The following is a 25,828-nucleotide window of genomic DNA, read 5'->3' on the forward strand; positions in this document are numbered from 1 at the left end:
GGGACACGCTGCCCATCGATGGCATCGGCCGCGTGGCATTCAGGGAAACGTCGGGCACGGCAGTGTCGTGGCAAATATCCAGCCTGTAGGACAGGAAAAAGCGCTACCCGATCGCGACCGCTTCAGGTGCTTCAAATGCAGCGCCGCGGCGGAACGGCAGCCGCCTTCCCGCGACCAGCGACCGCCAGGCCCACTCGACCGGTGCCATCCGGTACCGCTTGACCCACCAGTTCGCCGCCACCGCCAGCGCGATGTTGATCGCCACAGCCGTCAGCATCAGCATCGCCCATCCCGATCGGCCGTAAAGCGCCAGGCCCCAGGGCGGGTACAACACCCACAGCGCAATCACCGTCTGCGCGATGTACACGCTCAGCGCCGTTTGCCCCACCGCGCGAAAGGGGGCCAGCACGCGGGCGCCGGTCCCACTCGCCAGCATCCAGTTCACCAGAAATATGTGGCCCAGAGTCATGGCAATGCGCCCCGGCTCGTAGAGCGCCTGCGTCAGATGGGGAAAGACCCCGGTGCCAACCGACTCCGCGGCCAACGCGATCCGGATGGCAAAGCCGAACAGATAGGCGGTCACGGTCGCGGCCGCATACCACCTCGCCGACAGGCTTCCTTGCAGCACACCCAGCTTGAACAGCGCCGCCCCGATCAGCATCAACGACGCCGCTTCCCAAATGATGAAGACCTCGATGCCCTTGCCTTGGATCGCCATCTCCTGGTGCCATTGCCAGCGGACCCATTGACCTGCCGTTCCCGAACGCTGGGCGTCCTCCGTCGCGACCTGCTTTGCGCTGTTCGCCAGCCGCGCCGTGCGCTCCGCACGCAGCTTCACCGCCGCCTTCTGCTCGTCGGTCAGGAGCCGTCCCGCCGCCTGGGCGACCTGCGCGGCCTGATAGGCAGCGATCGACTGCCCGGTGTCGACATACCCCATCCCGCCGCCCGCCAGCTGCAACAGGCTCATCGCCAGTCCGAACGCGACCAGCAATCGCGGGCGCAGGTTTCGCATGGGAAAGATGACCAGCGCCGCGATCGCATAGCTGTGCAGGATGTCGCCCGGCCACAGCAGGATAAAGATGTGAATCAGGCCGAACGCGAACAGCACGGCGTTGCGCCAATAATAGCGCTTCAGTGCCGCCCAGCGCCGCTCGTCATCGACCAGCCGCTCGGTCAGGATGACCATGCCCGCACCGAACAGCATTTCCAGCATGCCACGCGCGGTGCCGCTTGCGACCACTTCGCGGACCCACCACGCGACCTGGTCAGCCGCGCCCCAGCCGATATGGCGGAAGTCGCCAAAGGACGCGTTCATCGACGCGCCCATGTCGTTGATGTTCATGAACAGGATGCCGAGGATCGCGATCCCGCGCAGGATATCCAGGTTCAGCAGCCGCGGCGCGCCGTCGGGCTCTGCGACAGTTCCCAAGGCGGTGTCGGTCATGGCCACTCCCCCGTTGACCGGAACGCTATCCGAACCTTGCGCCATCGCAAAACGCAGAAAGGGCCGCTTTCCATTGCGGGAAAGCGGCCCTTTCGTTTTGGCTAAACAGCGCTGACTTACTCGGCGGCAGCGGTGCCCTTGGCCGGACGATTGTCGCGACGCTCGGCGATACGCGCCGACTTACCGGTGCGGCCACGCAGATAGTACAGCTTGGCACGACGCACGGCCCCCTTGCGGACCACGTCGATCGAATCGATGTTCGGCGAATACAGCGGGAAAACGCGCTCCACGCCCTCACCAAAGCTCATCTTGCGCACGGTGAAGGAGGAACCCATGCCCTTGTTCGAACGCGCGATGCACACGCCTTCATAGGCCTGTACGCGGGTACGGTCGCCTTCGACGACCTTCACGCCGACCTTCAGCGTATCGCCAGGACGAAATTCGGGGATCGCACGCTGGCCGGTCAGCTTGGCGATCTGCTCGGCTTCGAGCTGCTGGATGATGTTCATAACGTCAGTCCTTTTCGCGCCGCGCGCCAGAGGGCGACCTGACCCGAGCGCCCTCATGGCGCTCCCAAAGGTCCGGCCGCCTTAGCCGTGTGTCGATCTCCGCCTGACGCAAACGCCAGGCAGCGATCTTCGCATGATCCCCCGATCGCAGCACTTCGGGGATCGTGCGCCCTTCCCATTCATATGGTCGGGTATAATGCGGGTATTCGAGAAGGCCGCTTTCGAAGCTTTCCTCGACTCCGCTGGTGGGCGCGCCCATTACGCCGGGAAGCAGCCGAATGCAAGCATCCAGCAGCACCAGCGCCGCCATCTCGCCGCCTGAAAGCACATAGTCGCCGATGGAGACTTCCTCGATCGCCCGTGCCTCGAACAATCGCTGGTCGAACCCCTCGAACCGGCCGCACAACAGCGTGACCCCCGGCCCCGCCGCCAGCTCGCGCACCCGCGCCTGGGTCAACGGCGCGCCCCGCGGCGTCATCGCGAGTACCGGGCGCCCCTGCCCTTCCACACTGTCCAGCGCCGCCGCGACCACGTCCGCGCGCAGCACCATGCCAGCCCCGCCGCCTGCCGGCGTATCATCGACCGAGCGATGCTTGTCCGTCGCGAACTCGCGGATCTGCACCGCGTCGAGCGACCAGCGCTCCTCCCGCAACGCCCGCCCCGCCAGCGATACGCCGAGCGGCCCGGGAAACATCTCGGGGTACAGGGTCAACACGGTCGCGGCAAAGGTCATCGGGGCCTCACCACCGCGTAGGTGAAGCCGCCCGCCAAAAGGCCGTACAAGGCAATCAGCGGCGAGAGGAATAAGGCGAGGCCCTGCGTCGCTACGGCCGCAACAAACGTCGGTATGGCCGCCGCCATCAAAACCACGACCCTCGGCGGCCACTTACGGTGAAAGTCGACCAGCCGACGTCCGATCAACGTGACCAGCACGGGACTGAGCAAGAGTAACATTAAGGACATCCGGATCGCTATTGCCGCTCGCGAACCGGCGGGCAAGGAACGATGCCGCCGGATGTGCGCTTGCTCGCTGGCATGAACGAAACCGACGACTGCATCATCATCGGCGCGGGGCCGGCGGGCCTCACCGCCGCCATCTACCTCGCGCGGTTCCACCTACGCATCCGGCTGTTCGACTCCGGGTCGAGCCGCGCCGCGTTGATCCCGTGCACCCACAACCATGCGGGTTATCCAGAGGGGATCAAGGGCACCGACCTGCTGCTCCTGATGCGCCAGCAGGCCGAGAAATACGGCGCTGTCCGGGAAACGGTGAAGGTCACGGCAATCGAGCGGAGCGGGCAGGAGTTCCGGGTGATTGCCGGCGACCGTGAGTTCGGCGGCCGCACCGTCCTCCTCGCGACCGGCGTGGTGAACCTCCGCCCCGATATGCCCGACGACGTCCATGACGAGGGGCTCGCGCGCGGGCTGTTACGCTACTGCCCCATCTGCGACGGCTATGAAGTAACCGACAAGCGCGTAGGCGTAATTGGAACGGGCGACCATGGCATGCGGGAGGCGCTGTTCCTGCGCGGCTACACCAAGGACGTGTCGCTGATCGCGCCAGAGGCCGAGCACATGCTAGATGACTCATGCCGCGCCAAGCTGGACGAGGCCGGCATCACCCGCATCGATGGCCCATGTGGCGGTTGGGCGTTGGAGGGCGACCGGATCGCCTTCGATACCGCGGCCGGTCGCCTCTCATTCAACAGCGTCTACCCGGCCATGGGCTCGCACATCCGTTCCGAACTCGCGGTCGCAGCCGGCGCAAAGGCGACGGACGAAGGGTGCCTGGACGTGGACGACCACCAACGCACCACCATCCCGGGCCTGTTCGCCGCGGGCGACGTGGTGAAGGGCCTCGACCAGATCAGCCACGCTATGGGCGAAGCCGGCGTTGCCGCAACAACCATCCGCAACACACTTGGCGAACGCGCGCCGTTATGGCGCTGAAGGAGAGATCATGACCGACACGACCAACCAGGACGGCACGATCCAGACCCGCCGCCGCGAAATCGCCGCCGAGCATGTCCTGTTCAAGCTGATCGAATACGTCGAATCCAAGCACCCCGGCCTGCTCGACTTTGTGGAAACAAGCCTGGACCATCTTGGCGATCCGGCAACGGACGGCAGCAAGAATGACGAAGCCGTTCGGGAGATTGCCCGCAAGATGATCACTGGCGCGCGGCGTCAGGGCGTCAGCTAACCCGCACGGCCCAGCGTCGTACCCGGTGGCTCCGCCAGCGCAGGAGCACCGGGGTAGCTGCCGCTCCTACGCGTTCGTCGGACAGAAGCTGGAGCGGAGCGCACCCGAACCCTGCTGACCGAAACACGAGTACGGTCTGACTGGTCGGTCGGGCGACCTAACCCTCGGCGAACGCGTGGCTGACGATCAGCCGTTCGCCATCCCATTCCGGCACCGCCTCGGGCCGCATCGGAATCATGAACCGTCGCCCGTTCGGACGCTCAATTTCGATCACGTCACCTGCACCGAAATTCTCGACCAGCACGACACGACCCAGCGCCTCGCCGTCCGGGGTCACCGCAGGAAGCCCAATCAGGTCGGCGTGATAATACTCGCCCTCCTCCAACGGGGGCAGTGTGTCGCGCGACACGGTCAGCTCTGTTCCACGCAACGCCTCGGCGGCCGTGCGGTCTTCAACCTCCGCAAAGCGGGCGATTTCTCCGCGCAGGCTCTTAACCGTCAGCCGGCCGCCGTTGAACGACCGGTAGCCCGACAGGTCACCGGTAAACAGCTTCAGGCGCACTTCGCCGCCGATGCCATGGGCACCAGTGACGACGGCCAGCGTCACCGTGCGCTCGCCGTCGCTCACAGGCTCAGCGCTCGTCGGCTGTTTCACCGGTGATGACACCTTCGGGGGAGCCGCTGTCACCCGTGGGGGCATCGTCGGCTCCTTCGGCGGGCTCGGTGGTCGAGACCCCCTGGTTGGTCGCGTCTTGCTGGTCATCGCGGCGGTCGGTGTCGGCAGTCATGCAGCATCTCCTCGGGTTACCCCGGGGCAACGCATGACTGCCGCATTCCGATGCTTCGAAAGCCGAAGCTTACTCGGCGGCCGCTTCTTCGGTCGCCGGAGTTGCGGCAGCTTCCTCGGCGGCGCGCTGCTTCTCGGCACGCTCCTCGGCGCGCTCCTTGGCCTTCTCGCCCGGCTCACCCTTCTTGGGGTTGCTGCGCTCCGCGCGCTCACGAACGCCAGCGGCGTCCAGGAAGCGGGCAACGCGATCGGTCGGCTGGGCGCCGACGGACAGCCAGTGCTTGGCACGCTCGCCGTCGAGCTGGACGCGCTGATCCGAATCCTTGGCCAGCAGCGGGTTGTAGTTGCCGATCTTCTCGATGAACTTGCCGTCACGCGGGCTGCGCGCGTCGGCAACGACGATGCGATAGTAAGGACGCTTCTTGGAGCCGCCACGCGACAAGCGAATGCTGAGTGCCATTGGTAATCTTCCTTCGTGTTTCGAGTAGGTTGAGAGTTATTTCTTCTTGTTCATCAGCGCGGCGAGCTCTGGCGGCAGGCCGCCGCCCGGCAAGCCAGGCAGGCCGCCGCCAGCCTTGGTAAGCGCCTCGCCCATGTCCGCGCCGCCGATCGCATTGCCCAGGCCGCCAAGGCCGCCCTTGCCCAGCATCGCCATCATGCCCTTGATCCCGCCCATCTTCTTGATGCGCTTCATGGCGGTTGCCATTTCCTGATGCATCTTGAGCAGCTTGTTGACCTCCTGGACCGTGGTGCCGGAGCCCTTGGCGATGCGGATCTTGCGTTTGGCGTTGATCAGCTCGGGCTTGGCGCGTTCTTTCGCGGTCATGGAGCTGATCACGGCGTCCATGTGGGTCAGCACCTTGTCGCCGCCAGCCTGTTGCAGCGCGCCCTGCGCCTTCTTCATGCCGGGCATCATGCCGGCCAATGCGCCCAGGCCACCCATGCGGCGCATCTGCGACAACTGGCTGCGCAGGTCATTCAGGTCGAACTGACCCTTGGCCATGCGCGACGCCATGCGCTCGGCGTCTTCCTGCTGGATCGACTCCGCCGCGCGCTCGACCAGGCTGACGACGTCGCCCATGCCAAGGATGCGGCCGGCAACACGCGCCGGGTGAAAGGCTTCCAGCGCGTCGAGCTTCTCGCCCGTTCCCGCGAACTTGATCGGCTTGCCGGTGACAGCCCGCATCGACAGCGCCGCGCCGCCGCGCGCATCGCCGTCCATGCGGGTCAGCACCACGCCCGTCAGCGGCACCTGGTCGGAGAAGTTCTGCGCGACGTTGACCGCGTCCTGGCCGGTCAGGCTGTCAACGACCAGCAGGATCTCCTGCGGACGCGCGATGTCGGCCACGGCCTTCATCTCGTCCATCAGCGCCTGGTCGACGTGCAGACGGCCCGCCGTGTCGAGCATCAGCACGTCAAAGCCCTGAAGCTTCGCGGCCTGAAGCGCGCGGCGCGCGATGTCGACCGGCTGCTGCCCCGGGATGATCGGCAGCGTCGCCACTTCGACCTGCGTGCCGAGCGTCGCCAGCTGCTCCTGCGCATTCGGGCGATTGACGTCGAGCGACGCCATCATGACCTTTTTGCCGTCACGGCCCTTCAGCCGGCGTGCGATCTTGGCGGTGGTGGTGGTCTTGCCCGAACCCTGGAGACCGACCATCATCACGATGGCAGGCGGCGAGACGTTCAGGTCGAGTTCCGACGCGTCCGCGCCCAGCATCTCGACCAGCGCATCGTTGACGATCTTGACGACCTGCTGGCCCGGCGTGACCGAGCGCAGAACGTTGTGGCCGATCGCTTTTTCGGTAACATCGTCGACGAACTTGCGAGCGACGGGCAGCGCCACGTCCGCTTCCAGCAGCGCCACGCGAACTTCGCGCATCGCGGTCCGCACATCGCCTTCGGTCAGGGCGCCACGTCCGCGCAGGCGGTCGAAGACGCCGCCAAGCCGGTCGCTCAGACTGTCAAACATCGCCTACACCTCATCAACAAGTTGCTAAACGCAAGAAACGCCGGCGGGCGAAACCTCGCCGGCCAGCGTGCATCCTTGGATGCTTCATCTTCACGTCCTGCAACGGACTTGGGTGTGCTCCTACGCGACAGGCAGGCGAAATGCAAGGGAAGCTCCCGCCATACCCGCGCCTTAACGCCGTCTACACTGCTGCCGTGGCAAGCGAGGCTTTGGGAGACGCGCTTGACGATGACGATGTCCACTGATCCGCTCGAACAGGCGGCCCCGCTGCCGCAAGGGGATTACGTGACCGGTGCGATCACCGGCGGGGCGATCATCCTGTTCGTCGGGACCGGGAGCACGGTGCTGGGATCCGCCCTGCGCAGCCTGGCTGGCAATGGCGGCGCCGTGGACGAAATGCAGCTCGTCGCCATGCTTCTCAACATCGCGATCATCCTGCTCGCCTGGCGCGGGTATCGCCACAAAGTGCACGAGGTCCGCGACCTGGCGGCGGCCGGCCAACGCGCGGAAAAGCTGGCGGCGCACGACCCGCTGACCGGCCTCATTAACCGGCACAGCTTCGCCGAACAGGGTGCCGCGCTAGTGTCCCTCGCGGCAGACCATGGCAAGGCGGTTGCTCTGCTCATGCTCGACCTCGACGACTTCAAGACGGTCAACGACATGCACGGCCACCGGATCGGCGACGCGCTGTTGCGACAGGTCGCCGATGACATCGCGCAGGTCCTTCCTGCCAACGCGCTCACGGCGCGGCTGGGCGGCGACGAGTTCGGCTGTGCGATGTTGTTCGACCCGGCACACCCCGATTCGGTGGAGCGCGTTGCCAAGGCGCTGGTCCGCCGCCTGTCGCGCGCGGTCACGGTGGACGGGCACCTGCTGACGATCAGCGCGTCCTGCGGCCTCGCCCGGTCCGACCAGGATTGCGACACGGTCGACGTGTTGATGCGCGAGGCCGACATCGCCATGTATGCGGCCAAGAAGGCTGGACGCAACCGTTACGCCTGGTTTGACCGTTCCATGGAGCGTGCGATTCAGGCCCGGAACGAGATCGAGACGGGGCTGCGCAACGCCATCCCGCAGGGGCAGATCGTGCCTTACTTCGAGCAGCAGATCGACCTCGCGACCGGCGCGCTCGCCGGCTTTGAGGTGCTCGCCCGCTGGGAACACCCGCTACGCGGACTGATCGAGCCCGACCAGTTCATCCCGATCGCGGAAGAGACCGGCCTGATCGCCGATCTGTCGATGTCGGTGATGAGGCAGGCGTTTATCGCCGCGCGCGACTGGGACCCGGATCTGGTATTGGCGGTCAATATATCGCCGTGGCAGCTGAAGGACGCCTGGCTCGCCCAGAAGATCATCAAGCTTCTGCTTGAAACCGGCTTCCCGGCCCGGCGGCTGGAGATCGAGATCACCGAAAGCGCGCTGTTCGACAATCTCGCGTTGGCCCAGTCGATCGCGGTCAGCCTGAAGAATCAAGGCATCCGGTTGGCCCTGGACGATTTCGGCACCGGCTATTCCAGCCTCGCCCATCTGCGCGCGCTGCCGTTCGATCGGATCAAGATCGACAAATGCTTTGTCGGCTCGATTGCGGAAAAGCTGGAAAGCGCAGCCATTGTAGGCGCGATCGCGCGGCTCGGCGACAGCCTAAACATGCCGACCACGGCAGAAGGCGTGGAGGACGCCGACACGCTGGAACGGCTGCGGGTCATGGGCTGCGCGCGTGCCCAGGGCTATCACTTTGGCCGGCCGGTCAGCGCCGCCAACGTCCGCCGCCTGCTGGCGGAGCGGCGCCTCATCGCACAAGGGCCACAGCGGCTGGCGGGGTAAGCGGACGGGCGTGCGTGGACTTCGAACGCCGCCGCTCCTAGATCGCGCTCCATGTCGCCCGCCGTCCAGCCAGAGGTGGTCAGCCTCGGCTGCCGCCTCAACATCGCCGAAAGCGAGACGATCCGCGCGCTGCTCGGCGCCCGGAGCGACACGCGCGACGTTGCGGTGGTCAACAGCTGCGCGGTGACGAACGAGGCGGTGAAGCAAACCCGCGCCGCCATCCGCCGCCTGCGCCGCACACGGCCGGATGCGGAGCTGGTGGTGACCGGCTGCGCCGCCACCATCGATCCCGACGGCTTTGCAGCCATGGCGGAGGTCGACCGGGTCGTCGCCAACCCGTTGAAACTCGCGCCCGAAAGCTGGGGCGCCGACACCGCCCTGCCCGCGCCCGCCTTTACCGGCCACGCACGTGCGTTCGTGGAGGTGCAGAATGGCTGCGACCATCGTTGCACCTTTTGCGCCATCCCTTTCGGTCGGGGCCCCAGCCGCTCTCTGCCAGCCGGCGCTGTGGTGGAACGGGTCCGCTCGCTGGTTGAGGCCGGCCATGCAGAGGTGGTGCTGACCGGCGTGGACGTGACAAGCTGGGGCACCGACCTGCCCGGCCGTCCGACCTTCGGCGCGCTTGTCGAACGGGTGCTGGTGCACGTGCCCGCGCTGCGCCGGCTACGACTGTCCTCCCTCGATTCGGTGGAGATGGACGAACGGCTGGTGGAGCTGGTGACCGGGGAGCCGCGGGTCATGCCGCACCTCCATCTGTCGCTTCAGGCCGGCAACGACCTGATCCTGAAGCGCATGAAGCGGCGCCACTCACGCGCGCAAGCGGTGGCACTGGTCGAGCGCCTGAAGGCGCGACGGCCCGGGATCGCGATCGGCGCGGACATCATCGCCGGCTTCCCCACCGAGGACGAATCGATGTTCGCCGACAGCCTGGCGTTGATCGACGACTGCGACATCGTCCACGCTCACATCTTTCCCTACTCGCCGCGTGCGGGCACGCCGGCTGCCCGCATGCCGCAAGTCGACCCGCTGGTCCGTCGCGAGCGCGCAGGCAGGCTGCGCGACGCTGCCGAGAGGCGGCGCGCTGATTGGCTTGCCGGCCTGATCGGCAGCCGCGCTGATATGCTGGTCGAACGACCCGGCGACCGCGGCCATGCAGAGCATTTCGCCGAGGTGCGGCTGTCCCACAGCCTTGAGCCAGGCACCATCGCGCAGGTCACCATCGCCGGCGCCACCCCAACCCACCTGACGGGCATCATCGCATGAGCACTACCCCAACCTGGCATGACAAGCTGCTCGGCGGCTTTCGGCGCACCTCCGACCGGTTGATCGGCAATCTCGCCGGCCTGGGCGGCGCCAGACTCGATGAGAGCACCCTGGATGAGGTCGAAGAGGCGCTGATCGCGTCGGACCTGGGTCCGGAGACGGCCGGCCACATCCGCACCCGCCTGGCCGAGGGGACGTTCGAGCGCGACATGGAGGAGCTCGGCATCCGCCTGGTGGTGGCCGAGGAAGTCGAGAAAGCACTCGCCAAGGTCGCCCGCCCGCTGGAGATCGATGCCTTCCCGCGGCCGCAGGTAATCTTGGTGATTGGCGTGAACGGGTCGGGCAAGACCACCACGATCGCCAAGCTCGCCCACTTGTTCATGGAACAGGACTACGGCGTCATGCTTGCCGCCGGCGACACCTTCCGCGCCGCCGCCATCGGCCAGCTTGCCACCTGGGCCGATCGCGTCGGCGTGCCGATCGTGCGCGGGCCCGAAGGGGGCGACGCCGCGGGCGTGGTCTGGGACGCGGTCAAGCAGGCGACGGCCACCGGCATCGACGTGCTGATCGTCGACACTGCTGGCCGCCTTCAGAACAAGCGCGAGCTGATGGATGAGCTTGCCAAGATCCGCCGCGTGCTCGGCCGGCTCAACCCGGAAGCGCCGCATGACGTGGTGCTCGTGCTTGACGCCACGACAGGGCAGAATGCGCTCAGCCAGATTGAGGTGTTCGGCGATGTGGCGGGTGTCACGGGGCTGGTGATGACCAAGCTCGATGGCACCGCGCGCGGGGGCGTCCTGGTCGCGGCGGCTGAGCGTTATGGCCTGCCGATCCATGCGATCGGCGTCGGCGAAGGCATGACGGACCTACGACCTTTCGACGCGCGAGAGGTCAGCCGGATCATCGCAGGCGTGGAGCGGGTGTCAAAGTGAGCGACCATCCTACCGGCACGACCGAGAGCTTGCTCGACGCGACCGGAACGAAGCCGGTCATGTCGAGCGTTAAGGCCCGCTGATGACCACCATCAAAGCCCCCTCTCCCGGCCTGCGGCTCGCGCTCGACTACGGGCCCTTGCTTGTCTTCTTCGCGGTCAACTTCCTCGTCCCTGCCGATTGGTGCCGGGTGCTGGTGGCGCGGTTCACGCCCTCGCTCGATGCGCTCACTCGGGTAGAGGCGCTGTTGATCGCGCGGGTGATCGTCGCGACGGCTGCCTTCACGCTGGCGACGATCGCGGCTGTCGTCTGGTCGCTGGTAAAGCTGCGCCACGTGTCCCCGATGCTGTGGATCAGCGCGGTGCTGGTGATCGTGTTCGGTGGGCTCACGGTCTATTTCCACGATCCACGATTCATCCAGATGAAGCCGACATTCGTGTATGCCATTCTGGCTGCGGTGCTGGGCTTTGGCCTCGCGACGGGGCGCCCCTTGCTTCAGCAACTCCTCGGCACCGCCTATCCGGGGCTGAGCGAGGTTGGCTGGCGCAAGCTGACGATCAACTGGACCGCGTTTTTTGCCGCGCTTGCCATTGCTAATGAGATCGCGCGCGCCGCGCTCAGCTATGATGCCTGGGTGCTCTTCAAGTTCCCCGGCTGCACGGTCGCGACCCTGGCCTTTGCCTTCGGGAACATCCCGATGCTGCTGCGCAACGGTTTGACGCTTGGGGATGAGGAAACGGCGGCAACCGGTCAGTTGCCGCCGGAGTAAGTGCGTAGGCAATCCTGTGCTCCCATTTAGGCGGGAGCACAGGTCGGGATCAGCCGCCTAACGCCTCATAGCGCTGGCCGACCGTGTCCCAGTCGACCACATCCCACCACGCCTTCAGATAGGCGGCGCGGTCGTTCTTGTAGTCGAGATAATAGGCGTGCTCCCACACGTCGTTGCCCAGCAGCGGGGTGCCCGGCTCCTTCGCGTCGTCCATGAGGGGGTTGTCCTGATTGGGGGTCGAGGTGACCTTGAGCTTGCCCGACTGGTCCGCGATCAGCCATGCCCAGCCGGAGCCGAACTGGCCGACGCCCTTGGCGTTGAACTCTTCCTTGAACTTGTCGAGGCCGCCGAAATCGCGATCGATCGCCTCGGCCAGCTTGCCGGACGGCTTTCCGCCGCCCTTCTTCATCGACTTCCAGAAGAAGTCATGGTTCCAGTAACCACCGCCATTGTTGCGGACCAGCGGCGGCTGGGAGGAGATCACCTTCAGTATGTCCTCGATCGACTTGCCGGCGAGGTTCTGGTCCTTCTCGACACCCTCGTTCAGCTTGTCGGTATAGGCCTTGTGATGCTTGTCATGGTGAAGAGTCATGATCTCCTTGGAGATCGTCGGCTCCAGCGCATCATAGTCATAGGGAAGCGGGGGCAGTTCAAACGCCATGGGGGCTCTCCTTCGAGGTCGCGAGCGGTAACGCCCGAGCCGCCCTAGCGCTCCCTTATCGTTACGCAAGCGAGCCGATCTATGTTGCCTTGATCAGATCGTGTCGGCGCAAGGCATGGCGCAGCTGGTCATAGGTCAGCCCCAGCGCCTCTGCCGCGGCACGCTGGTTGAACCGATGCTCGGCCAGGCTGCGGGCGAGCAGTTCCCGCTCAAACCGCGCGACCCGGCTCTTGAAGTCGGACGGCCCCGCCTCGCAAGCGGCGACCACGTCATCGTCACTGCCAGCAGCCGGTGACCTCTCGGCAGAGGCGGGCTCCGGCGAGGATGCGGGTGCTTGTGGCGCCGTCGATACCCTCGCTGGGCTGGTCGGTCGGTATGGCGACTGGAACGGGTCGATCTCGATCACGTCGACAGGAGCTTCCGTATCCCAGCGGTACACAGCGCGTTCGACAACGTTGCGCAGCTCACGCACGTTGCCCGGCCAGCGATACTCGGTCAGCACCTGAGTCGCGGCGGCGCTGAATCCGGGCCAGTCGCGCCAGCCAAGCTCCGCCGCCATCCGCCGTCCGAAGTGGTCGGCAAGCACCATGATATCGGACCGGCGCGCCCGCAGCGGTGGCAGCGTCACGACCTCGAACGACAACCGGTCGAGCAGGTCGGCACGGAAGCTGCCGGCGTCGACCCGGTCGGGCAAATGTTCGTTGGTGGCAGCAACGATGCGCACGTCGACTCGCTGCGGCCGTGAGGAGCCGATACGGGTCACCTCCCCATATTCGACCGCGCGCAGCAAGCGTTCCTGCGCCCCCATCGACAGGGTGCCAAGCTCATCAAGGAACAGCGTGCCCCCGTCCGCCTCCTCGAACCGCCCCGCACGCATCTTGGTGGCGCCGGTGAAGGCGCCCGCCTCATGCCCAAACAGCTCCGCCTCGATCAGTGTCTCGGGCAGCGCGGCGCAATTCATGATCACCAACGGCTGGTCCCAACGAGGGGACAGACGATGCAGGCGTTCCGCGACCAATTCCTTGCCGGTGCCGCGCTCCCCGATCACCAGCACCGGCCGGTCGAGCGCAGCCGCCCTGCTCGCGCGCTCCAGGGCGTCGAGAAAGGCGCCGGACTGGCCAATGACCTGAGTAGTGCGCTCCATGATACCCAAGGCTTGGCGCAAAATCCCGACACTTGGCAAGAGGTCAGCCGCCCCTCCCGACTTGCCCAGCGCCAAGCGCCTGTAAACACGTGAAAACTAGAATTGGCACGGTGGATGCAAAGCATGTGGCATCCCGCCGATGGGCGGCCCGGTTCACACGCTTCGAGGAGTTTCCGCCATGTTCAGCACCAACCTCCGCCGCCAGCTTGCCGCCGTCTTCTGCACCGTTCTGATGAGCTCGGCCTGTGTGTTGAGCGCTGTGGGGCCGGCACAGGTCGATGCTGCCGCCACCACGCGGTCAGTCGCATGACCGCTCATTCTGCGGTAGAAGTGATGCCGCGCGCCGCACCGCCGGCGAACCTTGTTCCAGGAGTTCCCGCAATCATGGGCATCTTTTCCCGCACCCGAGACATCATCGCCGCCAACATGGCGGACCTGCTGGAGAAGGCGGAGGATCCCGCCAAGATGATCCGCATGATCATCCTGGAGATGGAGGAAACGCTGGTGGAGGTGCGCGCCTCGGCCGCCCGCACCATTGCCGACCAGAAGGAGATGCGCCGCCACGTCGTCAAGCTTGATGCGCTGCAGGAAAGCTGGACGGAAAAGGCAGAGCTCGCGCTGTCAAAGGGTCGCGAAGACCTGGCCAAGGCAGCGCTGGTCGAAAAGGGCAAGGCGGTCGACATGAGCGATCAGCTCAAGGCGGAGATCTCGGTCCTGGACGACGCGCTGCGCGCCAATGAAGAAGACATCGCCAAGCTGCAGAACAAGCTGCGCGAAGCACGGGTCAAGCAGGCCAACGTCCAGACCCGTCTGGAAAGCGCAACCAACCGCTTCCGCCTGCGTGACATGTATGCGGGTGCCAAGACCAACGAGGCCTTTAGCCGGTTCGACGTGCTGGAGCGCCGGGTGGACGAGGCAGAAGGTCGCGCCGACGCGATGGGCCTGGGCGTGGTCAAGAGCCTGGACGACGAGATCGCCGAGCTGCGCGCCAGCGACAAGGTGGATGCCGAGCTGGAAGCGCTCAAGGCCCGCATGATGAAGCGGGAGGGCTGACGCGATGGAAGACGTTGTTGTCCCCTTTATCGCCATCGTCACCCTGTTCATCGGGCTGCCCTGGCTAATCATGCATTACGTTACCAAGTGGCGGCAGGCGCCCAAGATCACCGAGGAAGACGAGCGTCTGCTGGACGAGATGTACAACCTCGCCAGACGCCTGGAGGACCGGGTGACCACGGTTGAACGGATCGTCGCCGCCGACAATCCCGATTTCCGTCCCGGTCTGTCGAACGCCACCACGGATTGGCAGATCGAGAATACCAGTCGCAACTATTCGATCGATCGGAGGAACTGAGATGAGCGGGAGCCGTACCAAGTTCTACCTCGATAAGCAGAACGAGAAGTTCAAGGGTGTTTGCGCCGGCATCGCCGACTACACCGGGATCGAGGTACTGTGGGTCCGCGTGGCAGTGGTCCTGCTCACCGTGTCAGGCGTGGGTATGCCATGGGTTCCCCTGGCCTATTTTCTGGTCGCCTGGATGGCGAGCGCTAAGCCGACCGGCCTGTACGACACGCCGGAGGATGCCAAGTTCTGGCAGGGCGTTCGGACCAATCCCAAGCGCTCCACGGCTGAGGTCCGCTCCAAGTTCCGCGAACTCGACAAGCGCCTGGCGGATATCGAGACGTTCTACACCAGCCGCAACACGCAGCTGGCGAGCGAGATCGACAGCCTGCGCTGAGGCAACACACGCAATCGAAGGGGGTTTTCGATGGACATGGGCTGGATGGTGCCGGTGGGGATTGTGGGTGCGGTCAGCGCCAGCCACGCCTTTCGCACCTGGGTTCGCGCCAAGCACGGCTATCCGCTGGACGAAGGTCGCGGTCGGCGCCGGTCGCGGGGCGACGGGAATGACTTGGGGGAAGACCGCAAGATCGCGCTGCTGACGCAGGAGAACGAGCGGCTGAACGGCCAAGTCGGTCGACTGGAAGAAAGGCTGCGTGTGCTGGAGCGGATCGCCACAGATCCCGCCGCCCGCACCGCCCGGGAGATTGACGCGCTACGCGACTGAGGAGAACTGTCGTGTCACATGAAACCTACCAGATCATCATGGGCTTCTTTCCCCTGATCTGCATCATCGTTGGCATCTCGGTCGGCGGTTGGGTGCTGACCACCTGGCTGCGGATCAAGAACGGTTATCCGCTGGACGGGGCATGGGGGCAGGCGATCTACCCGCAGAAGAACGAGGAAACGGTGGAGCGCGTGAAGCTGCTGAGTCAGGAGAACGCGCAACTGCGCGCCGAGCTTGGGTCGATCAAGGACCGGCTCGCCAATGTTGAGCGGATCGTGACGGACAGCAGCCATCAGCTCGACCGCGATATCGAGGCGCTTCGCCTCAAGGCCAACTGAGGAGAATTTCGATGAGCCCACTCCTGATCCCGATCTTCGCCCTCATCATCCCGATCGTGGCGATCATTTGCGGCGTGGTGGTGAAGCCTTGGCTGGCCCTGAAAGAGCGCCAGATGGAGATGAACTCGGTCGCAACCGCTGAAAAGGCGGCACAATATGCCGCTCAAACCGAACGGCTGGAACAGCGGGTGCGAGTGCTGGAGCGGATCGTGACCGACCGCGGCATTGCAGTAGCTGACGAGATTGAGCGGCTGCGCGACGACCGCCCGCTGAACTGAACACCGGAAAAGGGAAAGATCCCATGAGCGTTTATGCGATGGTCGTCATGATCGTTCTGATCGTGACGATGGGGAAAGTGCTGGGCGGTCGCCACCGTATTCATCGGGGCACGGGGATCGACAACGCCGACTCCATGCGCCTGCAGGGCGAAGTGCAACAGCTGAGGGAGCGCATCCAGGTACTGGAGCGCGTCATCACCGACAGTCATTCCAGCGTCGACCTCGATCGTGAGATCGAGCGCCTTCGCGACCGCTGAGAAGGAGGCGGAACCATGGACACCAATGCTTACCTTGTGCTCGCCAGCGCTTCCATCACCGGGCTTGGCATGGTTACCGCGGCAGGGCTTGCCGGCTGGCGCGGCTGGCTGCAGCTGAAGCGGCAGGAGCTCGACCACAGCCATGCCGGGGCGGCCGGCGCCACGGGCGCGGCAAGTGCGGGCGCCCGGATCGAGATGGCCGATCTACGTGAGCGAATCCGAAAGCTGGAGGCGATCGCGGCGGGCGTCGAGCTATGACCTATCGCCGTTCCTTGCCGCCCGGCCCTGCAGCGGTTGCGGCGGCGGCGGGGGCACTGTACCGGCGGCGCTATGGCGACCCTCGCTGACTTGCATGAAGAATATGACTTTCTCGACGGCGACGACCGCTACCGGTTGCTGATTGATCTGGGGCGTGGGCTGGAAGTGATGCCGCCAGCGCTCAAGACAGACGCGACGCTGGTACGGGGATGCTCCGCCTCCGTATGGGTATATCCGATGCGGCGTGAGGACGGGACGCTCCATTTCCTGGCCGACTCCAACGCTGCGATCACCAAGGGGATCATCGCCCTGGTCCTGCTGACGGTTCAGGACCGATCGCCTGCGGAAATCACGGCCACCGACATTGAAGGCGCTTTGGCCCCGTTCGACCTGAAGGCGCAGCTCAGCTCCAACCGGACGCAGGGCATTCCCAATATGATTGCGCTGATCCGCGAAACCGCCGCCCGTTACGCAGCCTGAATAGGTCGGAACGGCTGCGCTTCCGCAAACGCGCGGCGGGCCTACGACCGCGTTTCTAGCGCGGCGCCATGTTCATGAACCACAGGGGCGCTCGTTAGCGCATCAAGGACGTCCTCGACAGCCGCTCCTTCCGGGACGATCATCCAGTCGCCAGGCCGCCGCGTGTCGACCATTGCGACCGCTAGCTTTGGGCAAAGCTTCAGGCACTGCGTTTCCACCACGCCCAGCGTGGCTTTTCGGCCCTTGCCCAGTCCCAGCGCACGGCGAAGCGCCTTGGCGAGCGGCGTCCTGCCCTTCCTGCCAAACCCGCCGCCCAATTTTTTCGAGCATTTTCCGCAGACGAGCACCGCGCCCGTCCAGTGCGATCGGACCTGCCGCATCAGGCCGGGCGCGCTTCGCGAGCCTCCTCGGCCGCGCGCAGCACTTCGTACGCCGCCTGCACCTGCTGGAACTTCGTGGCGGCACTGGCATCACCGGGCCGCACGTCCGGATGATTTTCCTTGGCCAGCCGCCGCCACGCCGCCTTCACACCCGCGAAGTCAGCGTCTGACTCCAGGCCAAGCGCTTCAAGCGCGCGCATTTCGTCGCGCGAGCGGGTGCCGTCGCCCGGACCACCCCAGGCATAATGGTTGGCGCTGGCAAAAGCGGAAGCACCGCGCCGCTCCGCCTGTTCGCGCGAAGCCGCCTCCTCCGCGTCCAAACCAGCGAAATAATCCCAGCCCTTGTTGTACTCGGCCGCGTGGTCCCGGCAAAAATACCAGCGGTCGGGATTGTTGGGCGATTTGGGAGCGGGGCAATCGCCGGGCTGCTCGCAGCCATGGCGGTCGCACAGGCGCACGGGCTTTGCTTCCCTGGCGGAGCCATAGCCGCGCCAACGGGGAAAGCCCCAGTCCTGTGATCGGGTCGGTCGTGCCATGAACGCCGCGATGTAGGGTGAAAGCCGTGCAAGCTAAAGGGGGTAGCGGGATGATGACGCGCGTTTGATGCGGGGCGGAAGTACCAAGTGTCGTTCTGGCGGGCGTGACGGCTGTCGTGGGCCGTCATGACGGACGCCCCGTGACGTCGGCCTCCGCAAGCGCGGCAGGCTGGCAGGCCCGGCGCGTACGCTGTGCGCAACGGCGGCTAGCATTGCTAGCCGCCTCGCTTGGGGTGCCAAAGGGTCTGTAAGCCGGGTTCTGTCCATCCCCGAAGGGACTGGGCGACCATTCCTCTCCGACGACGCTTGCGCGCCGCCTCTAGCAACCAACCCGGGCGGCGAGCGGGAACACGCCCCGGGGCACAAGGCCCCATGCCGCCCCTATTCGGTCTTGCTCCCGGTGGGGTTTGCCGTGCCGATGCTGTTGCCAGCACCGCGGTGCGCTCTTGCCGCACCCTTTCACTTTTCGCGTGGCCGAAACCGTCGCTTGTCTGCTCTCTGTGGCACTGTCCCTGAAGGCGCCCATTACTGGCCGCCCCCGCCGGGTGTTACCCGGCACCGTTGTTCCGTGGAGCCCGGACTTTCCTCGGCATGTTTGCACATGACGCGGCCGCCCGACCCTCTGGCCGGTTCGCCTTACTCGTCACCCTGCGGCTTGGGAAGCAGTAGCGCGAGAAGGATCATGCGGCACTCTGCATCGATTTCCCCGTCGATCAGTTCGGGGCGAAAGCGGCGCTGGAATGCCATGATCGCGGCCATGCGGTCACTGACGTCATAGCCGAACCGCTCCAGCGCCAGGCAGAACCCCGCTTCCGTCCACTCCGGGTCCATCAGGTTGCGCGTCGGTCGAGGCAGCGCGAGCCGCAGCCGCGCCAGGCTATGCCAGGGGAACAGCTCACCCGGGTCGCGCTTGCGTCCGGGCGCTACATCGGAATGGCCGACCACGTTGCCGCGACTGATGCCGTGACGATCCTTGATGTCGCCGACCAGTTCGATCACGGCGGCGATCTGCTCGGCCGGAAATGGGCGGTAGCCCCACTCGTGCCCCGGATTTACGATCTCGATGCCGATGCTGGCGGAGTTGACGTCGTCGATCTCACGCCAATGGCTGCGGCCCGCATGCCAGGCGCGCCGGTCCTCAGGCACCAGGCGGTGCACCCTTGCGTCTTCATCGACCAGATAATGGCACGACACCTTGGCCTCTGCATCGCATAGTCGCGCAAGGGCCCCGGCGGCATCCGGCATGCCGGTATAATGAAGCACGATCATCGAGATCGGGAGCGAGCGCTCGTCCCAATTGGGCGAGGGCGTGTCGATGATCGTCATGCTGCTCTGATCGGCGAGCCGCGCCGCAAAGTAAACCGTCAGGCGACGGCGCGACCGCCCCCGACGACGGGTTCGTAAAAGCCGCGAACACGCGCGCTCGGCTGGAAACGGTCGGTCTGCCCGATCACCGTCTCACCCGCGCCCAGAACCAGCAGCCCCCCGGGACGCAGCACCTCCGCGAACCTCGTGAACATCAGCGCCTTCGCCTCCGCCGACAGGTACAACAGCACGTTGCGGCACAGGATCACGTCAAAGCGGCCGATCGGCCAGCCTTCGCCCATCAGGTTCAGCGGTCGATAAGCCACATGGCGCAGCAGCTCGGGCTTGGCGATCCACTCGCCCGATGCATCGCCATCGAACCACGTCACCGCGCGTCGGATCGGCAGCCCGCGCTGAATCTCGAACTGGCTGTAGCGGCCCTGGCGTGCGCGATGGATCACGCCCTCCGACACGTCGGTGCCCAGGATCTCAGGCATGCCACGCCCGGTCTTGTCGCGACGCTCAGCGAACAACATGGCGAGCGACAACGGCTCCTGCCCTGTCGAGCAGCCCGCGCACCACACGCGCGCCCGACGGCCCTCGCCTTCCAGCGCCGTTGTTGCTTCCACAACGGAATCGAAGACGGGCGATTCACGAAAGAACGATGTTTCGTTGTTGACCAACGCGTCAACGATTTGATCCGACAACGCAGCCTCCTGTCCCCCGAGCAGCAGGTGAACGAGCTGGTCGAGTGTTTCCAGCGCACGCAGGCGCATCAACGGCCGCAGGGCGGTGTCGATTCGCCACGCGCGAGCGGAGGCGAGCTGCTGACCCGTGCGCGCCTCCAGCAGCCGCGTGAGCACGGCGATCGCCTGGGGCGAAGCGGGCGGTGACGCCTGCGGGGTTGCTTGACTGGCCATCAGGGCCTCCGTCCACCAGCCAGCAGCCGGCCAATCGCTTCGGGAGCCAACACCGCATCGGCCAGGCCCAGCGCCGCCACTGCGCCCGGCATGCCCCACACGGTAGAGGATGGCTGATCCTGCACCACAACACAGCCGCCCGCGGCATGAACGACTCGAGCGCCCTCCGCGCCGTCGCGCCCCATGCCGCTCAGCACGATCGCCAGGACCCGCGACTCGAACGCCGAGGCCACGGACGCGAACATGGGATCAACCGAAGGAAGGCAGCCGCTCGTCACCAGCTCGCTCGACAGGCGGACGGCGCCGCCGCCATCGGCAAGTCGAACGCAGCGGAGGTGCGCATCGCCGGGCGCCACGATCATCCGACCCGGACGCATGCGCAGCCTGTCCACTGCCACCTCACAGGGCCGCCCGGCAATCAACGTCAGTTGCGCTGCGAAATAGGGCATGAACGACGCGGGGAGATGTTGAGTTATCAGGATCGGCTGAGTGACGCTGGCCGGCAGCGCCCTCAACATGCCGCTCAACGCATGAATGCCGCCCGTTGAGGCACCGATCGCAATCACATCGAAATTGTCCCGCGCAGCCAGGGCCGCGCTGGCAAGACGTTCGGAAAGACGGAGCGGAGCCGGCACCGGAGCTGGCGATGGAAGCACCGGATTCGCGGGCTGGCCCAATCGATCAAGCTTTTCGAGCAATTGTTCGCCGAAGCGGGCGCTGCTGTCGCCGCTGCTCGGTTTCACCAGCGTGTCCGCCGCGCCAAGGGCCAGCGCCTGGACAGTAGCTACCGCCCCTTCCCCCGCCGCCGCTGACACGATCAGGACGCGCGCATCGGTTGCGGCGAGCAAGTCGGGCAGCGCCGTCAGCCCGTCAACGCCTGGCATCTGAATGTCGAGCAACACTGCATCCACGCGCTCACGAGCGAGGAATTCCAGCGCAGCCGTGGCGTTGGCCACTGACCCTGCCACCACGAACCTTCCGCTCGCTTCAAGGGTGCGCGCTATCACCGCCCGTGCGACTGCCGAATCGTCCACCACCAGCACCCGACGCGAACCGACGTCACCGGCGGGCAGCGAGGCCGGGCCGCGCGATGCGGCTGCATGGGTGGCGGCGCTCACCGGCGTGCCTGGATCAGGCCATGCCGACAATCTGGAGCTTACTCTCCAGCGTGTCGCGATCGAACGGCTTCATGACATATTCGTCCGCGCCGGCTTCGATCGCTGCGCGGATATGGGCCATGCCGTTCTCGGTCGTGCAGAACACCACCTTGGGCTTGTCCGCGATCGAGCTTTCACGCAGCGCGCGAAGGAACTCCATGCCGCTCATCACCGGCATGTTCCAATCGAGCAGGATCACGTCGGGCGGGGTCGCCATGCAATGATCCAGCGCCTCACGCCCGTCCGCCGCTTCGCTGACCGCGAAGTTGAGCGTTTCGAGGATGTGGCGGGCGACCTTGCGGATCACCTTCGAATCATCGACCACCAGGCACGTCTTCATCGAAACACCTTCTACTGACTGGGGCTCTTCTTGCGCGCATAGGAGTAAGCAGCGCGTTAAGCCCCAAGAAGAATCAAGAACCTCTACGCCGCTGCTGCGGAAATCTTGTGCGTCCCGGGCACCAGCGCTGCGAGGTCGAGCACTAGCAACGGGTCACCGTCACGATCGACCAGGCCCCTGCCAGCGCTCGCCCAGCCATGCTGGAGCGAAAGGCCGGACGACAGCGAAAGCGGCTCGTACCGCGCGACATCGTCCAGGCTGTCGACCAGCACGGCATAGTGATGGCCGTCGATGCGAGTGATCACCGCGCGCCGACAACTGTCCGGCATCGGTTCGATCCCCAGCGCGGTGCCGGTATCGATCACGGTCAGCACGCGGCTGCGCAGGGCCGACAGGCCTCGCACGGATGAAACCGCGCATGGCACCGCGACCACGTCGCCAAGGTCCACCACCGAATCGACTTGCTCGGTGGGTATGGCAACGCCCCGACCCGCGATGTGAGCGATCAGATAGAGTTCCATCAGCCGATCCTCCGCGTGGCGATCGTGTCTGCCATTGCTGCGAGCAGGGCGGCACGGTCGTAGCGATACACCGTCGTATCTTCCCTCGCGGCGGCGCGCTCCCGCCGCAACCTGACCACCGGCACGCCAGGGTCGTTTGCTCCGGCCCCGCGCTCGCCGCTCGCCAAGCTGAGGGCGATTGCCGGGCGCTGCCCTGCCGGGGCAGCAGCAACGCAGCGGTAGCCGGCGGCCTCCAGCGTCGGGCGCAGGAACTGGTCCATCCAGCCGGTGCCGTCGTCGTGCAGGAGGCACAAGGCGGGATCGGCAGGCTCCGGCTCTGCCTGTGCGAACAGGGCCAGCGGGTCGAGCACTTCCACCGGCTCTTCCCCGATCAGCACCACGCCCGCGATCGTGCCGGCCCCATTGGCGCAGGCCATCGTTGTGGGCAGATCCACGATGTCGAGCGGCTCAGCGATGGCATAGGCGACGTCCGTCTCACGGTCGGTAAGACGAAGAACGGGCAGGCTCGCCCGGCCCTCCAGGGTGGCGACAGAATAAAGGGGAACAATGACGCCGTCCGCCGACAACCTCAGCCTGCCACCAACATGTCGGATCGACGATGCTTCCACCGTTTCGACCCGGTCGACGGCAGCGAGCGGGACCGCGCGGCGCTGGCCATCGAGGTCCTCGAACAGCAGCGCCGGCACAGCCGGTATCGCGGCTTCGGTGTCTGCCTGTTCGTCGGCCCCTATCGCCCTGTCGAACCGCAGGCCCGCCACCGTCGCAACCCCCGCGCCATCGAGCAGCAGCATCGGCAGGCCGCTGTCAGGCAGCGACTGCCCGGCATAAAGGCCGGTTGCCATCACGGCGGGCGCAGCCGGCTTGATGACCAGCTCTTCCGTGTCCAGCACCGCGTCGATGCCAAGCGCGTAGCTGCCATCGCGGGTGCCGACGATTGCCAGCGTCCCCGGCTCCCCCGTTTGTGGCAGGCCGAGCAGCGCCGACAGGCGAACCAGCGGCAGCCGTTCGCCCCGCACGGTCGCAATGGCCGAATCACCCACGGCGTCGATCCGCACCGTGTCGCCCCGCGCGGTCACGATCTCGTCGATGCTCGCGCGGGACAGGGCAAAGCGCTGGCCGCCCGCACCGATGACGATCGTCGGCATAATCGACAAGGTCAGCGGCACCTGGATGGTGATAACCAGGCCGCGACCCGGACGACTGGTCAGCGAGATGCGCCCGCCAATCTGTTCGATGTTGGCGCGAACGACGTCCATGCCGACGCCGCGGCCGGATATTGAACTGGCCAGATCCTTGCTCGACAGGCCGGCGGCAAAGATCAGTTCCTCGCGCGCGGCCTGACTCATGGCGTCGACATCGGCCGCGCTGTACAGCCCCATCTTCACCGCTTTTGCCGCAACACGGGCAACGTCGATGCCCGCCCCGTCGTCCGCAATCTCTACCAGAATCTGATTGCCCGACTGGCGCGCGGATACGGTCAGCCGCCCTGTTTCGCGCTTGCCCGCGCTACGACGCACAGACGGCGCTTCGATGCCATGATCCAGTGCGTTACGAATGATGTGCACCAGAGGATCGCGCATCATCTCGATCATCTCGCGGTCGAGCTCGACGTCCGACCCCTCCAACGTCAGGGCCACCGCCTTGCCGAGCTCGGCCGCCGTGTCGCGCACCATGCGGGGCAGCGCGGAGAACAACGCATCGATCTTCTGCATGCGCGTGCGGGTCACGGTGTCGCGCATTTCCGCGACAGTTCCGGACAAGCGCTCCAGCGCTGCCTCGACCCGCGGGTCCACATCGTCGTCGCGCAACCGACGCGCGAGTTCGTTGCGTGCCAGCACGATGTCGGACATGCCGCTCATCATGCGGTCGAGCAGTTCGACGTTGAGCCGGACCGAACGCGCAGGGGCACGATGTCCCATTGCCGACGCAGGCGCGGACGCCGGCGCGGCATTTTCTGCCAGCGCCGCAATCAGCAGGTCCTCGGAGGTGTCGTCCAGCGACACACCGGCGTCGATCGCTTCCACGATCTCCCCGATTCGATCAACGATGGCGAGGACCGCATTGACCAGCGCCGTGTCGGGAATGCGTTGGCCATCCCGCACCGCAGCCAGCACATCCTCCGCTGCATGGCTGAGGCGGGCAAGGCGGGGCAGGTCCAGAAAACCGCAGCTACCCTTTACCGTGTGAACGAAGCGGAAAATCGCATCCAGTCGAGCGCGGTCGGCTGGTTGCGCTTCCCACGCGACGATCTCGCCCGCCAACGCTTCCAGCGTTTCACGGGTTTCGGCGACGAATTCCTGAAGCAGGTCATCCATGATGCCCGTCCTGCCCCGGACGGGGTTAAAGCGCGGTTTACCCCCGCCGCTCATTCGGCGCTGGGCATTCCGGCACGAAAGGTCGCACCGAACACGGTGACCGGTTCGTCGCTCGCCGAAACCAGCACGCGCCCACCGCCCGACGCGACGATGTTGTGGACCATCAGCGCCGCCGCGGTGCGCGAAGTGATCGGCTCACCTCCCTCACCGCCGGTCAGCACCGCGGAGATGCCGCTGTCGAGCAGGATGCGTGGCCCCTCGATACGAATCACTATTTCCACCATGGCGGCATCGCCTTCGCCGTTCACTTCGGCGCCGATATCGAGCTTGCCGCCACGGACCAGTGCTTCGTTGGCGATCAGCGCGAGGTTGAGCAGAACCTTGATCGCTGCCTTGGGCAGTTGATCATCTTCGATCAGCCAGCCAAGCTCGGTCCGCTTGGCGTCCGCCAGCAGCGCCTCGATCGCCGCGCGTGCTTCGCGCACGTCCACCAGCTCGCCGAAACCGCCGCCGGCACCGAACGCCAGGCGGAAGAATTTGAGCTTGGCTGCGGAAGCCCGCGCGCTTTCATGGAGTAGCTCGGTGACGCGTGCACGCATCGCCGGGTCGGTTTCATCCGCCAATAGCTCCAAACCGTTGTTCAGTGCGCCAACTGGCGAGAGCAAGTCGTGACATAGTCGCGAACACAACAGGCTTGCGAAATCGACAGCGGTGACGGGCATGGATTACCTTTCCTCAACATCGGCGTTTCTGGCGACGGACGCGCCCATGCGCAAGGCAAGCGGGTCAAAGCGCCCCTCGACCGCGCCATTTGCAACGGCGCGCCATGCCGTGACATCAAATCCCGCGACAATCAGCCAGACGGAGCCGTCAGCAACGGCATCTGCAGCATCGGTGGCGGATGGCCACGCCCTGCCGCTCGGATGCGAATGGTAGTGGCCGATGACCACCGGCCCACCGGCGCGGGACCGGCGGTGGGCCGCAAGCAACTGCGCCGGGTCGATCTCGAACCGACGTGCAGGCTCCGCCGCGACATTTGTGCAGCGTTCCAGCGCATCGATCACATCGGGCGTGCCGAACAACAGACCACAGACCTCCGCAAACGGCGATTGCTGCGCGTGCGCTACGATTTGGGCCAGCAGTTCGGTTGAAATCGCAACGTTCGCCACCAT

Annotated in this window: 36 protein-coding genes and 1 other RNA gene; 16 read left to right on the forward strand and 21 right to left on the reverse strand. The window is 65.8% G+C overall.

Annotation, left to right across the window (positions count from 1 at the left end):
* Nucleotides 1-103: 103 nt before the first annotated feature.
* The 4 genes from FHS94_RS10540 to FHS94_RS10555 all read right to left on the reverse strand — a co-directional run bounded on the left by FHS94_RS10540 (nucleotide 104) and on the right by FHS94_RS10555 (nucleotide 2,907).
* Nucleotides 104-1,444 carry a DUF418 domain-containing protein gene (locus FHS94_RS10540; RefSeq protein ID WP_184057568.1) on the reverse strand — a complete coding sequence of 447 codons (1,341 nt, stop codon included), beginning with the start codon at nucleotides 1,442-1,444 and terminating at the stop codon, nucleotides 104-106.
* A 116-nt stretch (nucleotides 1,445-1,560) separates the two neighbouring features.
* Nucleotides 1,561-1,953, reverse strand: coding sequence for a 50S ribosomal protein L19 (gene rplS, locus FHS94_RS10545; RefSeq protein ID WP_184057570.1), 393 nt, complete (start codon nucleotides 1,951-1,953; stop codon nucleotides 1,561-1,563).
* 4 nt (nucleotides 1,954-1,957) lie between these two features.
* Nucleotides 1,958-2,686, reverse strand: a complete 729-nt coding sequence (gene trmD / locus FHS94_RS10550) for a tRNA (guanosine(37)-N1)-methyltransferase TrmD (protein WP_184057572.1) — start codon at nucleotides 2,684-2,686, stop codon at nucleotides 1,958-1,960.
* Nucleotides 2,683-2,907, reverse strand: a complete 225-nt coding sequence (locus FHS94_RS10555) for a hypothetical protein (protein WP_184057574.1) — start codon at nucleotides 2,905-2,907, stop codon at nucleotides 2,683-2,685. The genes trmD and FHS94_RS10555 overlap by 4 nt, the downstream gene beginning before the upstream one ends.
* A gap of 81 nt (nucleotides 2,908-2,988) precedes the next feature.
* Between FHS94_RS10555 and FHS94_RS10560 the strand changes: the two genes are divergently transcribed.
* Entirely contained in the window at nucleotides 2,989-3,903 is a 915-nt protein-coding gene (locus FHS94_RS10560) for an NAD(P)/FAD-dependent oxidoreductase (protein WP_184057575.1), read from the forward strand.
* Nucleotides 3,904-3,913: 10 nt separating this feature from the next.
* On the forward strand, nucleotides 3,914-4,156 hold the full coding sequence (locus FHS94_RS10565) for a hypothetical protein (RefSeq protein ID WP_184057577.1): 243 nt from the start codon (nucleotides 3,914-3,916) through the stop codon (nucleotides 4,154-4,156).
* Between the two features lie 157 nt (nucleotides 4,157-4,313).
* On the opposite strand, the gene rimM is transcribed toward FHS94_RS10565, so the two are convergent.
* The 4 genes from rimM to ffh all read right to left on the reverse strand — a co-directional run bounded on the left by rimM (nucleotide 4,314) and on the right by ffh (nucleotide 6,912).
* Nucleotides 4,314-4,784: a ribosome maturation factor RimM gene (gene rimM / locus FHS94_RS10570; protein WP_343055242.1), complete on the reverse strand. Its 471-nt coding sequence runs from the start codon at nucleotides 4,782-4,784 to the stop codon at nucleotides 4,314-4,316.
* A 4-nt stretch (nucleotides 4,785-4,788) separates the two neighbouring features.
* Entirely contained in the window at nucleotides 4,789-4,944 is a 156-nt protein-coding gene (locus FHS94_RS10575) for a hypothetical protein (RefSeq protein WP_184057581.1), read from the reverse strand.
* 69 nt (nucleotides 4,945-5,013) lie between these two features.
* Nucleotides 5,014-5,403, reverse strand: a complete 390-nt coding sequence (gene rpsP, locus FHS94_RS10580; protein ID WP_184057583.1) for a 30S ribosomal protein S16 — start codon at nucleotides 5,401-5,403, stop codon at nucleotides 5,014-5,016.
* 36 nt (nucleotides 5,404-5,439) lie between these two features.
* Entirely contained in the window at nucleotides 5,440-6,912 is a 1,473-nt protein-coding gene (ffh, locus tag FHS94_RS10585; protein ID WP_184057585.1) for a signal recognition particle protein, read from the reverse strand.
* A 234-nt stretch (nucleotides 6,913-7,146) separates the two neighbouring features.
* On the opposite strand from ffh, the gene FHS94_RS10590 reads away from it, so the two are divergent.
* The 4 genes from FHS94_RS10590 to FHS94_RS10605 all read left to right on the forward strand — a co-directional run bounded on the left by FHS94_RS10590 (nucleotide 7,147) and on the right by FHS94_RS10605 (nucleotide 11,700).
* Nucleotides 7,147-8,736 carry a putative bifunctional diguanylate cyclase/phosphodiesterase gene (locus FHS94_RS10590; RefSeq protein ID WP_246348540.1) on the forward strand — a complete coding sequence of 530 codons (1,590 nt, stop codon included), beginning with the start codon at nucleotides 7,147-7,149 and terminating at the stop codon, nucleotides 8,734-8,736.
* 51 nt (nucleotides 8,737-8,787) lie between these two features.
* Nucleotides 8,788-9,999 carry a MiaB/RimO family radical SAM methylthiotransferase gene (locus tag FHS94_RS10595; RefSeq protein WP_184057589.1) on the forward strand — a complete coding sequence of 404 codons (1,212 nt, stop codon included), beginning with the start codon at nucleotides 8,788-8,790 and terminating at the stop codon, nucleotides 9,997-9,999.
* Nucleotides 9,996-10,931, forward strand: coding sequence for a signal recognition particle-docking protein FtsY (gene ftsY / locus FHS94_RS10600; RefSeq protein WP_184057591.1), 936 nt, complete (start codon nucleotides 9,996-9,998; stop codon nucleotides 10,929-10,931). Before FHS94_RS10595 ends, ftsY begins: the two co-directional genes overlap by 4 nt.
* An 82-nt stretch (nucleotides 10,932-11,013) precedes the next feature.
* Nucleotides 11,014-11,700 (forward strand): inner membrane-spanning protein YciB, encoded by a 687-nt coding sequence (locus FHS94_RS10605; protein WP_184057593.1) that lies wholly within the window; start codon nucleotides 11,014-11,016, stop codon nucleotides 11,698-11,700.
* 49 nt (nucleotides 11,701-11,749) lie between these two features.
* Here FHS94_RS10605 and FHS94_RS10610 read toward each other — a convergent pair whose 3' ends face one another.
* Together FHS94_RS10610 and pspF are read right to left on the reverse strand one after the other, a co-directional pair.
* A complete protein-coding gene (locus tag FHS94_RS10610) occupies nucleotides 11,750-12,361 on the reverse strand; it encodes a superoxide dismutase (RefSeq protein WP_184057595.1) in 612 nt (203 codons plus the stop codon).
* Between the two features lie 79 nt (nucleotides 12,362-12,440).
* Nucleotides 12,441-13,505, reverse strand: coding sequence for a phage shock protein operon transcriptional activator (gene pspF, locus FHS94_RS10615; RefSeq protein WP_184057597.1), 1,065 nt, complete (start codon nucleotides 13,503-13,505; stop codon nucleotides 12,441-12,443).
* A gap of 178 nt (nucleotides 13,506-13,683) precedes the next feature.
* Here pspF and FHS94_RS19670 point away from each other — a divergent pair, with 178 nt between their 5' ends.
* The 10 genes from FHS94_RS19670 to FHS94_RS10660 all read left to right on the forward strand — a co-directional run bounded on the left by FHS94_RS19670 (nucleotide 13,684) and on the right by FHS94_RS10660 (nucleotide 17,182).
* Complete coding sequence (locus tag FHS94_RS19670) at nucleotides 13,684-13,815, forward strand: hypothetical protein (protein ID WP_281396882.1); 132 nt, start codon at nucleotides 13,684-13,686, stop codon at nucleotides 13,813-13,815.
* A 74-nt stretch (nucleotides 13,816-13,889) separates the two neighbouring features.
* The gene (gene pspA, locus FHS94_RS10620) at nucleotides 13,890-14,558 is read left to right on the forward strand and encodes a phage shock protein PspA (protein WP_184057970.1); all 669 of its coding nucleotides are present in this window, start codon (nucleotides 13,890-13,892) and stop codon (nucleotides 14,556-14,558) included.
* Between the two features lie 4 nt (nucleotides 14,559-14,562).
* Nucleotides 14,563-14,856 (forward strand): envelope stress response membrane protein PspB, encoded by a 294-nt coding sequence (gene pspB, locus FHS94_RS10625; RefSeq protein ID WP_184057598.1) that lies wholly within the window; start codon nucleotides 14,563-14,565, stop codon nucleotides 14,854-14,856.
* Nucleotide 14,857: 1 nt separating this feature from the next.
* Complete coding sequence (gene pspC / locus FHS94_RS10630; protein ID WP_184057600.1) at nucleotides 14,858-15,241, forward strand: envelope stress response membrane protein PspC; 384 nt, start codon at nucleotides 14,858-14,860, stop codon at nucleotides 15,239-15,241.
* Between the two features lie 36 nt (nucleotides 15,242-15,277).
* A complete protein-coding gene (locus FHS94_RS10635) occupies nucleotides 15,278-15,571 on the forward strand; it encodes a hypothetical protein (RefSeq protein WP_246348577.1) in 294 nt (97 codons plus the stop codon).
* A gap of 38 nt (nucleotides 15,572-15,609) precedes the next feature.
* Nucleotides 15,610-15,909, forward strand: a complete 300-nt coding sequence (locus FHS94_RS10640) for a hypothetical protein (protein ID WP_184057972.1) — start codon at nucleotides 15,610-15,612, stop codon at nucleotides 15,907-15,909.
* An 11-nt stretch (nucleotides 15,910-15,920) separates the two neighbouring features.
* Entirely contained in the window at nucleotides 15,921-16,187 is a 267-nt protein-coding gene (locus tag FHS94_RS10645) for a hypothetical protein (protein ID WP_184057605.1), read from the forward strand.
* Nucleotides 16,188-16,210: 23 nt separating this feature from the next.
* Nucleotides 16,211-16,444 (forward strand): hypothetical protein, encoded by a 234-nt coding sequence (locus FHS94_RS10650; protein WP_184057607.1) that lies wholly within the window; start codon nucleotides 16,211-16,213, stop codon nucleotides 16,442-16,444.
* Between the two features lie 15 nt (nucleotides 16,445-16,459).
* Nucleotides 16,460-16,702, forward strand: a complete 243-nt coding sequence (locus FHS94_RS10655) for a hypothetical protein (RefSeq protein ID WP_184057609.1) — start codon at nucleotides 16,460-16,462, stop codon at nucleotides 16,700-16,702.
* A 72-nt stretch (nucleotides 16,703-16,774) separates the two neighbouring features.
* Nucleotides 16,775-17,182: a SufE family protein gene (locus FHS94_RS10660; protein WP_184057611.1), complete on the forward strand. Its 408-nt coding sequence runs from the start codon at nucleotides 16,775-16,777 to the stop codon at nucleotides 17,180-17,182.
* Between the two features lie 41 nt (nucleotides 17,183-17,223).
* Here the strand turns inward: FHS94_RS10660 and FHS94_RS10665 are convergent, their stop codons facing one another.
* The 11 genes from FHS94_RS10665 to FHS94_RS10715 all read right to left on the reverse strand — a co-directional run bounded on the left by FHS94_RS10665 (nucleotide 17,224) and on the right by FHS94_RS10715 (nucleotide 25,825).
* Nucleotides 17,224-17,562 (reverse strand): (2Fe-2S) ferredoxin domain-containing protein, encoded by a 339-nt coding sequence (locus FHS94_RS10665; RefSeq protein WP_184057613.1) that lies wholly within the window; start codon nucleotides 17,560-17,562, stop codon nucleotides 17,224-17,226.
* Nucleotides 17,562-18,098: a J domain-containing protein gene (locus FHS94_RS10670; protein WP_184057615.1), complete on the reverse strand. Its 537-nt coding sequence runs from the start codon at nucleotides 18,096-18,098 to the stop codon at nucleotides 17,562-17,564. Before FHS94_RS10670 ends, FHS94_RS10665 begins: the two co-directional genes overlap by 1 nt.
* A gap of 232 nt (nucleotides 18,099-18,330) precedes the next feature.
* Nucleotides 18,331-18,724: RNase P RNA component class A (rnpB, locus tag FHS94_RS10675), an RNA gene on the reverse strand.
* Between the two features lie 10 nt (nucleotides 18,725-18,734).
* Nucleotides 18,735-19,424, reverse strand: a complete 690-nt coding sequence (locus FHS94_RS10680) for an N-acetylmuramoyl-L-alanine amidase (RefSeq protein WP_184057617.1) — start codon at nucleotides 19,422-19,424, stop codon at nucleotides 18,735-18,737.
* 38 nt (nucleotides 19,425-19,462) lie between these two features.
* The gene (locus FHS94_RS10685) at nucleotides 19,463-20,323 is read right to left on the reverse strand and encodes a CheR family methyltransferase (protein ID WP_184057619.1); all 861 of its coding nucleotides are present in this window, start codon (nucleotides 20,321-20,323) and stop codon (nucleotides 19,463-19,465) included.
* Nucleotides 20,323-21,366 carry a chemotaxis protein CheB gene (locus FHS94_RS10690; RefSeq protein ID WP_184057974.1) on the reverse strand — a complete coding sequence of 348 codons (1,044 nt, stop codon included), beginning with the start codon at nucleotides 21,364-21,366 and terminating at the stop codon, nucleotides 20,323-20,325. Before FHS94_RS10690 ends, FHS94_RS10685 begins: the two co-directional genes overlap by 1 nt.
* Before the next feature lie 88 nt (nucleotides 21,367-21,454).
* Nucleotides 21,455-21,820, reverse strand: coding sequence for a response regulator (locus FHS94_RS10695; protein WP_184057621.1), 366 nt, complete (start codon nucleotides 21,818-21,820; stop codon nucleotides 21,455-21,457).
* An 83-nt stretch (nucleotides 21,821-21,903) separates the two neighbouring features.
* On the reverse strand, nucleotides 21,904-22,341 hold the full coding sequence (locus FHS94_RS10700) for a chemotaxis protein CheW (RefSeq protein WP_184057623.1): 438 nt from the start codon (nucleotides 22,339-22,341) through the stop codon (nucleotides 21,904-21,906).
* Nucleotides 22,341-24,656, reverse strand: a complete 2,316-nt coding sequence (locus FHS94_RS10705) for a chemotaxis protein CheA (RefSeq protein WP_184057625.1) — start codon at nucleotides 24,654-24,656, stop codon at nucleotides 22,341-22,343. Before FHS94_RS10705 ends, FHS94_RS10700 begins: the two co-directional genes overlap by 1 nt.
* Nucleotides 24,657-24,706: 50 nt before the next feature.
* Nucleotides 24,707-25,378, reverse strand: a complete 672-nt coding sequence (locus FHS94_RS10710; protein ID WP_184057627.1) for a histidine phosphotransferase family protein — start codon at nucleotides 25,376-25,378, stop codon at nucleotides 24,707-24,709.
* Between the two features lie 3 nt (nucleotides 25,379-25,381).
* Complete coding sequence (locus FHS94_RS10715; protein WP_343055244.1) at nucleotides 25,382-25,825, reverse strand: M67 family metallopeptidase; 444 nt, start codon at nucleotides 25,823-25,825, stop codon at nucleotides 25,382-25,384.
* Nucleotides 25,826-25,828: the final 3 nt, after the last annotated feature.

The organism is Sphingomonas aerophila, from assembly GCF_014199305.1.
In the GTDB taxonomy this organism is placed as follows: Bacteria; Pseudomonadota; Alphaproteobacteria; order Sphingomonadales; family Sphingomonadaceae; genus Sphingomonas; species Sphingomonas aerophila.